Below are 14,513 nucleotides of genomic sequence, written 5' to 3'. Positions count from 1 at the left end.
GTTAAAAAATTGCGCGAAAGTGGTGCCCAAGGCAGAGGAACAGGCTGACTTTTCTCTTTATTTACCGTAAAGGGGCAGCATGACCGATGTACCCCTTTCGCTCATCCGCAATTTTTCCATCATCGCCCATATCGATCATGGAAAGTCCACTCTGGCCGACCGCCTGATTCAGGCGTGTGGAGCCCTGACTGCCCGCGAGATGACCAATCAGGTTCTTGATAACATGGATCTGGAGCGGGAGCGTGGCATTACCATTAAAGCGCAGACCGTCCGGCTGACCTATCCTGCCAAGGATGGCAAGACCTATGTGCTGAACCTGATGGACACGCCCGGACATGTTGACTTCGCCTACGAGGTCAGCCGCTCTCTGGCTGCGTGTGAAGGCTCGCTTCTGGTGGTGGATGCCTCCCAGGGGGTGGAAGCCCAGACCCTTGCCAACGTGTATCAGGCCATAGACGCCAACCACGAAATTGTGCCCGTGCTCAACAAGGTGGACCTGCCCGCGGCAGAACCCGAGCGCGTGAAGGCACAGATCGAGGAAGTGATCGGCATTCCCGCCGATGATGCGGTTGAAATCTCTGCCAAGACCGGCCTGAACATTGAAGGTGTTCTGGAAGCCGTGGTCACCCGCCTGCCGCCCCCCACCGGGGATGCGGAAAAACCGTTGCAGGCCATGCTGGTTGATAGCTGGTACGACCCCTATCTGGGCGTGATCGTGCTTGTGCGGATCAAGGAAGGCCGGCTGAAGCGGGGCATGAAGGTGCGCATGATGTCCTCTGGTGCGGTGCATCAGGTGGATCAGGTGGGTGTGTTCGCCCCGCGCATGACATCGGTGGAAAGCCTTGGTCCGGGCGAGATGGGGTTCATCAACGCCGCCATCAAAACCGTGGCCGACTGCAATGTGGGTGACACGATCACTGATGACCGCCGCCCCGCTGCCACGCCACTACCGGGCTTTAAGCCCTCCATTCCGGTTGTGTGGTGCGGCCTTTACCCCATTGTCTCGGATGATTTTGAAAAACTGCGTGACAGCCTTGCCAAGCTGCGGCTGAATGATGCGTCTTTCCACTACGAGGCAGAAACATCGGCGGCCCTTGGCTTCGGCTTCCGCTGCGGCTTCCTTGGCCTGCTGCATCTGGAAATTATTCAGGAACGTCTATCCCGCGAGTTCGATCTCGACCTGATCGCCACAGCGCCATCCGTTGTGTACAAGGTCTACCGCACTAACGGAGAGATGGAAGAACTCCACAACCCGGCCGATATGCCCGATGGCTCCCTGATTGAAAAAATCGAGGAACCATGGATCAAGGCCAACATCATGGTGCCGGACGAGTATCTGGGTGCGGTGCTGACCCTGTGCACGGAGCGGCGTGGTATTCAGGTGGACCTGACCTATGTTGGCAACCGGGCCATGGCCGTTTACCGCCTGCCCCTGAACGAAGTGGTGTTTGACTTCTACGACCGGCTCAAGTCGCTCACACGTGGTTATGCCAGCTTCGATTATCAGATGGATGGGTACGAAGAGAGCGATCTCGTGCGTATTTCCATTCTGGTTAATCAGGAACCGGTTGATGCGCTGTGCTTCATTGCCCATCGCTCGGCGGCGGAAACACGGGGTCGCTCCATTTGCGCGCGCCTGAAAGACCTTATCCCCCGGCAGTTGTTCAAAATTGCCATTCAGGCAGCCATTGGCAGCCGCGTTATTGCGCGTGAAACCATTGGGGCCCTGTCCAAGGATGTGACAGCCAAATGTTATGGTGGGGACATCTCGCGTAAGCGCAAGCTGCTGGAAAAGCAGAAAGAAGGTAAAAAGCGCATGCGCCAGTTTGGTAAGGTGGAAATCCCACAGAGCGCCTTCCTTGCCGCGCTCAAAATGGAACACTAGCTATTCAACACCGGCTGCTGCCATATATGTGGCCGGTAAACCCCGGTCTGGCAGTGCTGGTGTAATCGGGGCTCACACGGTTTTTTGCCCGGCTTGTCCGGGTTGGAGAATGCAGCGGGTTTATGAACAGCACAACGCCCCTTACCGTTGGTGACCACCCGCATGCCAGTTTCCCCGAAGGGGTGGAACTGGACTGTGGTGTAACACTGGCACCGGTTGATATTGCGTATTGTACGTATGGTCAGCTTTCGGCCAACAAAGACAATGCCATTCTCATCTGCCACGCTTTTACCGGTGACCAGTATGTGGCAGAAGCTCACCCCCTTACGGGTAAGCCCGGCTGGTGGGGGCGCATGGTCGGGCCGGGCAAGCCGATTGATACAAACCGCTTTTTTGTAATCTGCTCCAATGTTCTGGGTGGCTGCATGGGCAGTACGGGCCCGCGCTCGCCCAGAACCGACGGGCAGGAAGCGCCGGGCGAGTTATGGGGCACCGCATTCCCCCCCATTACCATCCGCGATATGGTGCGCGCCCAGCACAAGCTGGTGCACAGTCTGGGCATAGAACGCCTGTTTGCCGTGGTGGGCGGTTCCATGGGGGGCATGCAGGTGCTCGAATGGGCCGTAACCTACCCGCAGATGATGCTGGCTGTTATGCCCATAGCCACAGCGCCTTTCCATTCAGCCCAGAACATTGCGTTTAACGAGGTCGGGCGGCAGGCCATTATAGCCGACCCGGACTGGCGGGGCGGGCGCTACTGGGAGGCGGGTGTTGTGCCCGCGCGCGGGTTGGCCGTAGCCCGCATGATGGCGCATATTACCTACCTGTCGGAAGAAGCGCTGACCCGCAAGTTCGGGCGGCGTATGCGCCGTGGGCCAGCAGGCGGGCAGGGGCCGGAAGGCCCGGTTTCTACATTCGGTGATATTTTTGAGGTGGAATCCTACCTGCGTTATCAAGGCTCCAGCTTTGTCCGCCGGTTTGATGCCAATTCCTACCTGAGCATCACGCGGGCCATGGACTGGTTCGATATTGCGGCTGACCATGATGGGGACCTGACCCCGGCCTTTGCTGGTACGGCAGTCCGGTTTTGTGTTGTCTCTTTTTCCTCGGACTGGCTGTTCCCCACCTCGGCTGCGCGTACGCTGGCCCGTGCCCTGAACAGGGCCGCGGCCAATGTGTCATTCGTCGAGATTGAAACAGATAAAGGCCATGACGCCTTTTTGCTCGAAGAGCCGGATTTTGACCGCACGGTGCGCGGCTTCCTGTGCGGTGTGGCCGAACATGCGGGGTTGTCCTGATGCGTCTTGACCAACGCCTGATTGCGGACATGATCGAACCCAAAACCCGCGTGCTCGACATCGGGAGCGGGGATGGCACACTCATCGGTCATTTATACCGCGAACGTGGGTGCGATGCCCGTGGCATTGAACTGAACATGGAACTGGTGACCCGCTCCGTAGCCCACGGCCTGCCCGTTGTGCACGGGGATGCGGACCACGATCTGGCCTATTACCCCGACCATTCGTTTGATTATGTTGTGCTCCAGCGCACATTGCAGGCTGTGGAGCGCCCAAGGGAAGTGCTGCGGCAGATGCTGCGCATAGGGCGGTATGCCATTGTATCCTTTCCCAATTTTGGGCACTGGCAACTGCGGCTGCGCCTGCTGCTGGGCGGGCGCATGCCCATGACGGCCGTATGGCATACCCCGTGGTATGAGACACCCAATATCCACCCCTGTACGATTCGGGATTTTCTCGAACTCTGTCGTCAGGACGGATATATCGTGGAAAAATGGCTGGCGGTGGATGAAGATGGCGAGCGCGCACCTTGGCGGCGGTCCATACGGCTTGCCAACCTGTTTGGTGAACAGGCCCTGTTTCTGCTGCGCAGGCGCTAGCGCGGGCCAGTGCCGGAGTTGCGTAAATGGCTGGATTGATGGGCTGTTATTAACAGTAGCCTAAAAAATATGTTAGATTTGAGAACGCCAATCACCTACCCAGGCGTGGGTGGCGCATGGGGCGTATGTGCAAAAATATATTAAAAATACTAGTTATATGATAAAAATCCTGTATATATCGGGCGTCTGATAATCGTGATTTGCAGATGTTGTAACGGTTCTGCGGGCTGCTTATTTTCGGACCAATATGGTACGGAACCCTTGCGGGGCGCTCACACTGCTTTTATATAATTCTTCCAAGACAGTCTGCGCGGGATGCATGATTCCGAAAATTTCTTATTCTGTCTGTAATGTAATAAAATTCATGCTGACCTGTCCGTAAGGTCTGGCTTAGAGACGGTTCTGCTCTGTTCTCAATTCTGGTTTGGCAGTGCGTGACTGAAAATAAGGTGGATGTGACTCGTTTTCAGGTGCATGGAGAGGTTGCCCCTAAATGACTACTTTTTCGGATCTGAAACTAGCTGCACCCCTGTTGCAGGCGCTGACGGACCAAGGGTACGAAATACCGACACCCATTCAGGCGGGTTCCATTCCCCATCTGCTCGAAGGGCGTGATCTGTTAGGCCTTGCGCAAACTGGCACAGGCAAAACCGCGTCTTTTGCACTGCCGATCCTGCAGCATCTGCACAATAACCCCAAGGCTGCAGCGCCCAAGCAGCCGCGTGTTCTGGTGCTGGCGCCCACGCGTGAACTGGTTGCCCAGATCAGCGACAGCTTTAAAGCATATGCACGTTACATGAAGTTTTCTCAGGCCGTGGTGTTTGGCGGCGTGGGGCAGGGGCGACAGGTTGAAGCCATGCGCCGTGGCGTGGATGTGCTGGTGGCTGCTCCGGGCCGTCTGCTGGACCTGATCGGTCAGGGGTATATCGACCTTTCCGGCCTGGAAGTTCTGGTGCTGGACGAAGCCGACCGCATGCTGGATATGGGCTTTGTGCGCGATATTCGCCGGATCATGAGCTATGTGCCTGCCCAGCGGCAGACCCTGCTGTTCTCGGCCACCATGCCCAAGAGCATTGAGGACCTTGCCGCCTCCCTGTTGAGCAACCCTGCTCGCGTGGAAGTGGCCCCGCCGTCCAGCACGGTGGACCGTATCCAGCAGGCCATCATGTTTGTGAACGGCACCAGCGACAAGCGCGATGCACTGCTGACCATGGTGGAATCTGACAAGGTTGCCCGTGCCGTGGTGTTCACGCTCATGAAGCATGAAGCCAACAAGGTTGCCGAGTTCCTGAACAAGAACAGTGTTACGGCCGAAGCCATTCACGGCAACAAGTCTCAGGGTGCGCGTGAGCGGGCCATGAAGGGCTTCCGTGCTGGCTCGGTCAAGGTTCTGGTGGCAACGGATATTGCTGCCCGTGGGATTGACGTGGATGAAGTCAGTCACGTGTTCAACTACGATCTGCCCAATGTGCCCGAAAGCTATGTGCACCGTATTGGCCGTACGGCCCGTGCCGGGCGCGATGGCTGGGCTGTTTCCTTCTGCGATGCGGAACAGCGCGCGTGGCTGAAGGATATTGAAAAAACAATCGGCAAGTCCATTCCCGTAGTCCGCGACCATCCGTGGCATTCGGAAGAAGCCGAGTTCTCCACGCAGCGTCCGCCTGTTCTGGGTGGCGGTGGTGGTCGGGGCCGTGGTGGTCCGCCGCGTAATGGTGGCGGTGGTGGCCGTGGTGGCCCGCCGCGCCGTTCCGGTGGTGGGCGTTCGGGGGCTTCGCACAGGTCCGGCGCCCACGCCTGATTGTGTTACGTTGTAAAAAAAGCCGCTACGCAAACCGTAGCGGCTTTTTTTATGGCGAGGTTTAACGTGGTATTTTTAACGTTACGGAAACGGGGCAATGATCGCTCAGTACCCGTGCGCTGTTCTGTGGCAGAACCATAACGCGCAGGGACTCTGGCTGTGCCCATTGGGTGGCGTCTCCACCAAGAAGAATGTGATCAATAAAGCTGCTGCCATTCTGGCAGGGGCTGGCATGCCCGGCAGTGACAAGCGCCAGCGGTGTGATCTGATTTAACGCGATAAACAAAGGGTCCGTGCGCGTGAGGCGTCGGTTAAAATCCCCTATAATGGCAAAGGATTCCCGATTTTTTGCTCGTTGAGCCAGCCAGTCCTGCAGGGCATGAAATTGCTGGAATAAAATGGGGCAGGCGTGGTGTGTTTCAGATAACGGGTTGTCCCAGCAGCCAGTTTTGAGATGAATAACCAGCACCCGTAAATCTGCGCTGTCAGTGCTTATGGTTACGTCCAGCCCGCTGCGCAGGCGGTGTCGTGTTGCGCTGGGGCTGAGTGCCAGAGCACTTACGTCCGGGTTGCGTTTTACGCGCAGGTCTTGGCGCACGGCAAGCGCGGTATGTTGGGGAATATCATCCCCCGAAAGAAAAAGCTGATACTCCTGCGTGCCAAACAGGTGGGCAAGTGTTGCTGTATCTCCTACCTCCTGCAAGCCAATCAGGTCGGGGTGCAGGCGTTTGGCGTAGGTTGCCAAGGCGGCAAGGTCATCCGCTGTTCTGTGGGGAATGTCGGGGGGTATTTGCGGGGCGTGCTGCATCTGGCTGTCCAGCAGCCAGTCCACGTTCCATGTGCTGATTTTCAGGGTTTGCGCAGGGGCTGCAAGGCAGGTTCCGGGCAAAAAAAAGCCGGCACCCGCAAGGGCTATCAAGCCCAGACGGCGTGCCGACGTGCGTAAGCCTGAAAGGTCAGGCAGTTTCCTGTTCGGTCTGTTCTTGCAGTTTTTCAATAACACCACTGATCGGAACACTCGTGCGGGTCTGTTCATCCAGTACCGAGATTTCCCCCGTGCCAATATCGTAGAACCACCCTTGCAGGAAGAGCGTGTTACGCGCCAGCCCTGCGGCAACGGCAGGGTGGGTGCGCAGGTGCGCAAGCTGGAGCAGAACGTTCTGCTCGGCAAGGCAGCGTACGGTAGCAGGCCCGGCATCTTCGGAATGCAGGGTGTTCACCGTGGCAGCCCGTGCGGCTTCCGCATTACGGAGCCAGCTGCGCACTGTGGGCATTTTGTCCAACCCGTTCTTTTCGGGTTCGAGCAATGCTTTCATGGCGCCACAGTCGGAGTGACCGCACACGATAATGGAGGATACGCCAAGCCCAAGAACTGCGTATTCAATGGCGGAGGAAACACCCCCCAGCATTTCCCCGTATGCGGGAACCAGGTTGCCAATGTTGCGCAGAATAAACAGATCGCCCGGTTCGGTCTGGGTGATCAGGTTGGGGTTGATGCGGCTATCGGCGCAGGCAATGAACAGCGCGCCGGGAGCCTGCCCTTTGGCCAGACTGGCAAACAGGGCTTCCTTCGCGGGGAAAATTTCGGTGTTGAAGTGTTCAACACCACGCAGGAGAGAAAGCAGCTTGCTTCTGGCTTCGGAACAAGTGGGCATCAGTTAACTCCAGAAAACCTTGACGTTTGGCCTGTGGCAGGCACACGGCCCGCAATGGGGTGGTGTTTAGGCCAAACGTGCGAGGGGCAGATACGTTCTAGAACATAGAGCAAAATTCTGTTTTGTAATATTGCGCTTAGCTTAGCGGATCATCCTCGGGTTCGCTCATCTGGTCAGCCGGGTGGCGGATCGGTGCGGGGTTGGTGCGGGGGCGGTTGGGTTCGGTCTGGCGGCGTGTAAAGTTGGCCCCCAGAGACGCCAGCTCAAGGAACTGGTCGGCCTGCCTGCGCAGGTCATCCCCGATCAGGGGTGGGGAGGAGCGCATGGAGGACACAACGGAAACGCGCGTACCCTGCCGCTGCACGGCCTCGACAACGCGGTGGAAGTCTGAATCCCCGCTGAACAGAATGGCATGGTCTATGTGCGGGGCCATTTCCATCATGTCCACCGCAATTTCGATGTCCATATTGCCTTTAACGCGGCGCTTGCCGGTCGAATCCGTAAATTCGCGCGCGGGCTTGGTTACAAGGAAATAACCGTTATAGGAGAGCCAGTCAGTCAGCGGTTTGAGCGGAGAGTAATCCTCCGTGTCCAGAATGGCGGCGTAATAATAGGCGCGGATCACATGCGTTTTGGCTGCAAAAAATTCGAGCAGTTTTTTGTAGTCAACATCAAACCCAAGGCTGCGCGATGTTGAATAAAGGCTTGATCCGTCAATGAAAAGACAGGTTTTTTCGTCTTTTTTCAGGTTCATGAGCGTGGTCCTCTAAATAAATTCAAAGTTGTTTCTTTTGGGTTTCGATTATGTGGAAATGAAATTTTTATCATGCGGTTCGGAATGAAAGCCCCTCTGGCTGTTTGTTTGCAGGGCGCCCTTATAAAAGAGGCCCCAATTGTGTCCAAAACAAGATATTCCACTCAGGCGTGAGGCGTTACATGGCGGAAGAAAAAAATCATACCAGATCGGTCCTGATAGCAATAGGTGCAAATCTGCCCCTGGGGGAGCAGCCTGCGCTGGAAAGCTGCGAGCAGGCCGTGCAGGCTTTGCGCCGGGTGCCGGGGTTGTGCGTGCAGGCTGTTTCCCGCTGGTATGAGACGGCCCCCATGCCGCCCTCAGGGCAGCCACCTTACGTGAATGGGGTTGTGCTGGGTGTGACGAGTCTGCCTCCTCTGGCCTTGCTGGATCATCTTCAGAGCATAGAAACGCAGCAGGGCCGCGTGCGTTCCGTGCCCAATGCCGCGCGCACGCTTGACCTGGACATTATAGATATGGATGCTCTGTGCCAGAATACGGAGCGGCTGGTTCTGCCCCACCCGCGGGCGCATGAGCGTGCCTTTGTGCTTTGCCCCCTGCACGATGTGCTGCCTGACTGGGTGCATCCGCGCACCGGCCAGCCACTGGAGCAGATGCTTCAGGCCGTAAAAGGGCAGGAAATCCGGGTGATCGGGTAATAAGCCTTTCCTGTCCGGGGTGGATGCGGTAATATGCCCTTTCTGTCTTTTTTATCTTATTTCTGTGCTGAACTGTCTGGAGGCTCTTCGTAATGGCCCGCGTCACCGTCGAAGACTGCGTTGAAAAGGTTCCAAACCGCTTTGAACTGGTGGTGTACGCCGCGCAGCGCGCCCGCAACATCTCCCGTGGCGAGGAGCTGACCATTGACCGCGACAACGACAAAAACCCTGTCGTTGCCCTGCGTGAAATTGCGGATGAAACCGTGCAACTGCCCGCTCTGCGGAACGATCTGATCCGTTCGCAGGCCCGCGAGCCCGAACCCGAGCCCGTGGAAGAAGAAGTGCAGGATCTGGTGCCGACCGAACAGAACATTTTCGGTCTGCAGGAAGTTTCCGCCGAGGAAGAAGCCGCAGATGACGTGCGCGCTATTGAAGCGGCACTGACCGGTCGCGCACGGCGGTAAAGGGCGCGTGGACCAACCGGGCGGCGATATTCCCGTTCACACCTCCTCCCCCGAGCGGGAGGGGGGGGGGCCCGGTTGAGGCGTCTGTAGCGCCAGCATCTCCCACCAGTCGTGTGGGGGAAATCGGCTGCGAGCGGCTGGTTGCCAAGGTGCTGAGTTATGCACCGCAGGCCGATGTACAATCCATCCGTCGTGCGTTTGATGTAGCCAACAGGGCGCATCAAAGCCAGATGCGCGATAATGGCGACCCCTACATAACCCACCCTTTGGCCGTCGCCATGATTCTGGCGCGCTTCAGGCTGGATGTGCAGTCCATCTGCACCGCTCTGCTCCATGATACCATTGAAGATACCGGCGTTACGTATGAGACGCTAAAGGCCGATTTTGGGCCGGTTGTGGCCGATCTGGTCGATGGCGTGACCAAGCTGACCCGGCTGGAACTCCAGTCTGACCGCACCAAGCAGGCCGAGAACTTCCGCAAGCTTGTGCTGGCCATGTCCAAGGATATTCGTGTCCTTCTGGTCAAGCTGGCGGATCGTCTGCACAATATGCGCACCCTCCATTTTGTGGAGCGGCAGGACCGCAGGCAGCGCATCGCGCGTGAAACGCTCGATATTTATGCGCCGCTGGCCGAGCGTATTGGTATGGACCGGGTCAAGACCGAGCTCCAGAACCTCTCCTTTGCGCAGCTTGAGCCAGAGGCCGATACAACCATCCGCACACGCCTGAACTATCTGCGCGGGCAGGGGGCGGATGTTATTGAGGACGTGCGGCGCGAGCTGCTGCGCCTGTGCCACGAGGCGGGGCTGAAGGACGCTCAGGTTTCGGGGCGTGAAAAATCGCCTTATTCCATCTGGGAAAAAATGCAGCGCCGGAATGTGGCGTTCGAGCAGCTGTCCGACATCATGGCTTTCCGCATGATCGTGGACACGCGTGAGGACTGCTATATGGCGCTGGGCGCGGTGCATGCCGCCTACCCCATGATCGCCGGGCGGTTCAAGGACTACATCTCCACCCCCAAGGCCAATGGGTATCAGAGCCTGCATACGGGGGTTACGCTGCGTTCCCCCCGTAACCAGAAAATAGAAGTGCAGATCCGCACGCAGGCCATGCACGACGTGGCCGAAAACGGTGTTGCAGCCCACTGGGTGTACAAGGAAGGCGGCACCAGCAGCCCTGATGAGGGCGGGTATGGTGGCGTGCGCCGCCCACGCTGGGTGCAGGACCTGCTGGAAATTCTGGAGGCATCATCCGCCCCTGATGAGTTTTTGGAAAACACCAAGCTTGAGCTTTATCAGGATCAGGTTTTCTGCTTTTCGCCCAAGGGGCAGCTTATCTCGCTCCCGCGTGGGGCAACCCCGGTTGATTTTGCCTATGCGGTGCATAGCCAGATCGGGGATACCTGCGTAGGGGCCAAGGTTAACGGTCGCCTTATGCCGCTGCGGCATGAGCTGGAAAACGGCGATCAGGTCGAAATCATGACCGCCCGTGGTGGCGCGCCCTCTCCCTCGTGGGAGCGGTTTGTCGTTACGGGCAAGGCACGCGCGCGCATCCGCCGTTATGTGGCGCAGCAGCAGCGCCAGGTTTCGCTGGATAACGGGCGTGCCGCATTGGCCAAGGCCTTCCGCCAGGAAGGTGTGGATGGCTCCGAAAAAATCATGGAGACCACGCTCAAGGCGCTCAAGCAGAGTTCCTTGCAGGACCTGTATGTTGCGGTTGGCACCAGCAACCTGAACGCGCGGGATGTGGTGCATGCGGCCTACCCCGAACTGCGGCGTGTGCAGCGTGTGCCGCGCATGCTGGCGGGCCTGCCCGGTGTACTGGGTACGGCAGGGCCACGGCCGCGCGGCGCGCCCACCATGCGCCGTCCATCAGGTGGGGCGGTTCCGCTGGTTGGGCTTGGGGCCGGTGTTGCCGTGCATTACGCAGCCTGCTGCCACCCCTTGCCGGGAGACCGGATTGTGGGCGTGGTGGCAACAGGCAAGGGCGTGACCGTGCACACGCGCAACTGCCAGACGCTGGAAAGTTTTGCCGCAACGCCCGAGCGCTTTTTGGATGTGGACTGGGATTACGATGCCATGGCCCGTGCCGGTGGAACCGGGCAGATGCGTGTTGGCCGTATCAGCATTGTAGCCGAAAACGAGGGCTCTGTGCTGGCATCCATTACCAATACGATCTCCAAGTGCGATGCGGCTATGGTCAACCTCAAGATCGTGCATCGCCAGCTCGACTTTACCGAAATCCTGCTGGATGTGGAGGTGCGTGACCTGCGCCACCTGTCCTCTGTTATTGCCGGGTTGCGGGCTGTATCGGGCATTGCGCAGGCGGATCGGGCCAAGTCATGACCCTGCTGGCAACTGGTGTGGACCTGTGCGACATGCGGCGGATCGAACAGGTCATGGAGCGGTTTGGGGAGCGTTTTCTGGACCGTGTTTTTACGCCGTATGAGCGTGCCAAGGCTGAACGGCGTGTGGGGGCTGCCAGAATAGGCACCTACGCCAAACGCTGGGCGGCCAAGGAGGCATGCGCCAAGGCGCTGGGTACGGGTTTTGCCCACGGGGTTGCGCAAAGCCAGATCGGGGTGGAAAACCTTGCATCGGGCCAGCCGGTGCTGGTGTTAACGGGGGCTGCGGCCCGGAGGCTGGCAGAGCTGGTGCCCGCAGGCCATAAGCCTGAACTGATGCTGAGCATGACCGATGAGCCCCCTTATGCGTTTGCACAGGTGTTTATCTCGGTCCGCGCGGGTTGACATCACACCAAGCGCACGGCTTGATCCAGCGGATTTTATTTTTCTGGCATGATTATGGGAGCAGATGGGCAGCGCATGAGTAAACCGGAGACTTCTCCAACTGGAGCGCAGCACGCTGTTACCGTCAGACATGCTGTGGTGGAATATGTACGGACAATTTTAACGGTCGTGATCGTTGTTGTTTTTGTCCGTACGTTTTTGTTTGAATCCTTTGTCATCCCGTCCGGGTCCATGATCCCCACCCTGCAGGTGGGGGACTACATCTGGGTGTCCAAATACAGCTATGGCTATTCACGGTTTTCGCTGCCGTTTTCGCCAGACCTGTTTAACGGGCGGGTCTGGGCGGGGCAGCCGCACCGGGGCGATGTGGCCGTGTTCCGGTTTACCAAAGATACATCCATTGATTACATCAAACGGGTTATTGGCCTGCCGGGGGACCGTATTCAGGTAACCGGGGGGCAGCTCTTCCTCAATGGTGTGCGGGTTCCCTGCGTGCAGCCGCATGCTTACGTGGCGCAGGATGAAACGCGCATGCCCATGGAAGGCGAAGCCTGCACGGAAGAACTCCCCCTGCGCGACGGGCAGGGAGTAGTCCGGCACGATATTCTGAAATTGACCAATGATGGCCCGCAGAACGACACCCCTGAATACGTTGTCCCCCCCGGCTACTTTTTTGCCATGGGTGACAACCGTGATGACAGCGCAGATAGCCGCTTTGTGGGGGATGGCCCCAAAGACCTTGGCTTTGTGCCCATGGAAAACCTTGTTGGTAAGGCCCAGCGTATTTTCTTCTCGGTTGAGGCGGCACATCCCATCTGGCAGGTCTGGTACTGGCCGACCGAAATCCGCTGGGCTCGTCTGTTAAAAGGCGTGATGTAATGAATGCGGGCCACTCCACGCCGCAATATCTGGCGTCCATGGCGTTGCAGGAGCGTCTGGGCTACCAGTTTGCCAATCCTTCCCTGTTGCAGGAAGCGCTGACCCACCGTTCTGCCGCACATCAGAAGGCGGGTGGGCGCAGGCGGAACAAAACCAAAGGGGCAGGCTCCAACGAGCGGCTGGAGTTTATTGGCGACCGTGTTCTGGGCCTGCTTATGGCGGAACTGTTGCTGGAGCGGTTTCCGGGCGAGCAGGAAGGGGCCTTGGGCTCGCGGCTTGCGCATCTGGTTTCACGTGCAACGCTTGCGGATATTGCCGAGCAGCTTGGTCTTGCCGAAGCCCTGTCCGTAGCGGAGCATGAGGCCCGCGCCGGTGTGCAGACTGCCGCCAATGTTGTGGCCGATGGGCTGGAAGCCGTGCTAGGCGCGGTTTTTCTCGATGGTGGGCTGGCTCCGGCACGCAAGATTGTGCGTGCTTGCTGGAAGCGGATACTCGATGCGCAGGCCCTCCCCCCCAAAGACCCCAAAACCGCATTGCAGGAATGGGTTCTGGGGCGTGGGCAGGGCTTGCCGTTTTACGAAACAATAGGGGCCGACGGTCCATCGCATGCTCCCGTGTTTGTGGTGCGGGTCAGTGCTGGTGGGTATTCGGCAGAAGGATGTGCAGGGAGCAAGCGGGCAGCAGAAAGTTCTGCCGCGGCAACCCTGCTGGAAAAACTTGGAGGCAGCCATCAGGGCTGAAGCAACAGGCATGACACAAACAACACGTTGTGGCTTTGCTGCGCTGGTGGGTGCACCAAACGCAGGCAAATCAACACTGCTCAACCGTATGGCGGGCGCCAAGCTCTCCATCGTTTCGCCCAAGGCACAGACCACGCGCTTTAGGGTGCTGGGTATTCTCATGCGCGGGGCCAGCCAGATTCTGCTGGTGGACACGCCCGGTATCTTCAAGCCGCGCCGCAAGCTTGACCGCGCCATGGTGGCCGCCGCCTGGACTGGCTCGGATGATGCGGACATAACCTTGCTGCTGGTGGATGCCCGCACAGGCCTGACCGAAGCCGTGCAGGACATTATTACCCGTCTGGCGCAGGCTGGGCGCACCACGTGGCTGGTGCTGAACAAAACGGACCTTGTGCCTGCATCTGCCCTGCTGCCCCTTACGGCGGCCATTACCGAAAAACTGCCCGTTGAGCATGTGTTCATGGTCAGTGCGCGCACTGGTGGTGGTGTGGACGACCTGCTGGACAAGCTGGCTGCCAGCCTGCCCGAAGGCCCATACCTGTACCCCGAGGATGACCTGACCGATCTGCCCGACCGTCTGCTTGCAGCCGAGTTGGTGCGTGAGCAGATTTTCATGCAGACGCATGAGGAAGTGCCCTATGGCACCACGGCCGAGACCGAGAGTTTTCAGGAACGGCCCGATGGTTCGGTGCGGATTGAAGTTACAATTTACGTTGGCCGCACCGGGCATAAAGCCATTCTTATTGGGAATGGCGGGCAGAAGATCAAAATGATAGGCGAGCGGGCGCGCAAACAGCTTGCCGGCCTGCTGGAACGCCCGTGCCACCTGTTTTTGAATGTCAAGGAACGTTCTGGCTGGGATGAAGAGCGGGCCCGCCTGCGCGCCATCGGGCTGGATGACGTGCCATAAAGCACGGCTTGGCGCTTGTGGCCGTGCGCCTTGGAGGATAAGAGAGAGCGATCTTACACGCTGCGCGCCTGCGCGTGGCGGAGG

Annotated in this window: 14 protein-coding genes; 11 read left to right on the top strand and 3 right to left on the bottom strand. The window is 58.5% G+C overall.

Annotated features, from left to right (window positions below):
- Positions 1-79 precede the first annotated feature (79 nt).
- The 4 genes from lepA to LKE65_RS13015 all read left to right on the top strand — a co-directional run bounded on the left by lepA (position 80) and on the right by LKE65_RS13015 (position 5,580).
- Entirely contained in the window at positions 80-1,885 is a 1,806-nt protein-coding gene (lepA, locus tag LKE65_RS13030) for a translation elongation factor 4 (protein WP_086645190.1), read from the top strand.
- Between the two features lie 122 nt (positions 1,886-2,007).
- Positions 2,008-3,183, top strand: coding sequence for a homoserine O-acetyltransferase MetX (gene metX / locus LKE65_RS13025; protein WP_278741633.1), 1,176 nt, complete (start codon positions 2,008-2,010; stop codon positions 3,181-3,183).
- Positions 3,183-3,782: a methionine biosynthesis protein MetW gene (metW, locus tag LKE65_RS13020; RefSeq protein ID WP_086645192.1), complete on the top strand. Its 600-nt coding sequence runs from the start codon at positions 3,183-3,185 to the stop codon at positions 3,780-3,782. Before metX ends, metW begins: the two co-directional genes overlap by 1 nt.
- A gap of 493 nt (positions 3,783-4,275) precedes the next feature.
- Complete coding sequence (locus tag LKE65_RS13015) at positions 4,276-5,580, top strand: DEAD/DEAH box helicase (protein WP_086645193.1); 1,305 nt, start codon at positions 4,276-4,278, stop codon at positions 5,578-5,580.
- Positions 5,581-5,641: 61 nt separating this feature from the next.
- On the opposite strand, the gene LKE65_RS13010 is transcribed toward LKE65_RS13015, so the two are convergent.
- The 3 genes from LKE65_RS13010 to LKE65_RS13000 form a co-directional block, all read right to left on the bottom strand.
- Complete coding sequence (locus LKE65_RS13010; protein WP_278741632.1) at positions 5,642-6,469, bottom strand: endonuclease/exonuclease/phosphatase family protein; 828 nt, start codon at positions 6,467-6,469, stop codon at positions 5,642-5,644.
- 67 nt (positions 6,470-6,536) lie between these two features.
- Positions 6,537-7,235: a carbonic anhydrase gene (locus LKE65_RS13005; protein ID WP_086645194.1), complete on the bottom strand. Its 699-nt coding sequence runs from the start codon at positions 7,233-7,235 to the stop codon at positions 6,537-6,539.
- A gap of 136 nt (positions 7,236-7,371) precedes the next feature.
- Positions 7,372-7,989 (bottom strand): LabA-like NYN domain-containing protein, encoded by a 618-nt coding sequence (locus LKE65_RS13000; protein ID WP_278741631.1) that lies wholly within the window; start codon positions 7,987-7,989, stop codon positions 7,372-7,374.
- A gap of 182 nt (positions 7,990-8,171) precedes the next feature.
- Here LKE65_RS13000 and folK point away from each other — a divergent pair, with 182 nt between their 5' ends.
- From folK to era, 7 genes are all read left to right on the top strand, one after another.
- Entirely contained in the window at positions 8,172-8,687 is a 516-nt protein-coding gene (gene folK, locus LKE65_RS12995; RefSeq protein ID WP_278741629.1) for a 2-amino-4-hydroxy-6-hydroxymethyldihydropteridine diphosphokinase, read from the top strand.
- Between the two features lie 92 nt (positions 8,688-8,779).
- A complete protein-coding gene (rpoZ, locus tag LKE65_RS12990; RefSeq protein ID WP_059023327.1) occupies positions 8,780-9,151 on the top strand; it encodes a DNA-directed RNA polymerase subunit omega in 372 nt (123 codons plus the stop codon).
- A 26-nt stretch (positions 9,152-9,177) separates the two neighbouring features.
- Entirely contained in the window at positions 9,178-11,496 is a 2,319-nt protein-coding gene (locus LKE65_RS12985) for a RelA/SpoT family protein (protein ID WP_408744107.1), read from the top strand.
- Positions 11,493-11,900 carry a holo-ACP synthase gene (gene acpS, locus LKE65_RS12980; protein WP_253527071.1) on the top strand — a complete coding sequence of 136 codons (408 nt, stop codon included), beginning with the start codon at positions 11,493-11,495 and terminating at the stop codon, positions 11,898-11,900. The genes LKE65_RS12985 and acpS overlap by 4 nt, the downstream gene beginning before the upstream one ends.
- 75 nt (positions 11,901-11,975) lie before the next feature.
- Positions 11,976-12,779 (top strand): signal peptidase I, encoded by an 804-nt coding sequence (gene lepB / locus LKE65_RS12975; protein WP_086645370.1) that lies wholly within the window; start codon positions 11,976-11,978, stop codon positions 12,777-12,779.
- Positions 12,779-13,519 (top strand): ribonuclease III, encoded by a 741-nt coding sequence (gene rnc, locus LKE65_RS12970; RefSeq protein ID WP_233129021.1) that lies wholly within the window; start codon positions 12,779-12,781, stop codon positions 13,517-13,519. Before lepB ends, rnc begins: the two co-directional genes overlap by 1 nt.
- Positions 13,520-13,529: 10 nt before the next feature.
- Positions 13,530-14,429: a GTPase Era gene (era, locus tag LKE65_RS12965; RefSeq protein ID WP_086645372.1), complete on the top strand. Its 900-nt coding sequence runs from the start codon at positions 13,530-13,532 to the stop codon at positions 14,427-14,429.
- The last annotated feature ends 84 nt before the right edge of the window (positions 14,430-14,513 follow it).

This window comes from Acetobacter fabarum (assembly GCF_022483405.1).
In the GTDB taxonomy this organism is placed as follows: Bacteria; Pseudomonadota; Alphaproteobacteria; order Acetobacterales; family Acetobacteraceae; genus Acetobacter; species Acetobacter fabarum.
This window is presented reverse-complemented; position numbering and strand designations above follow the sequence as displayed.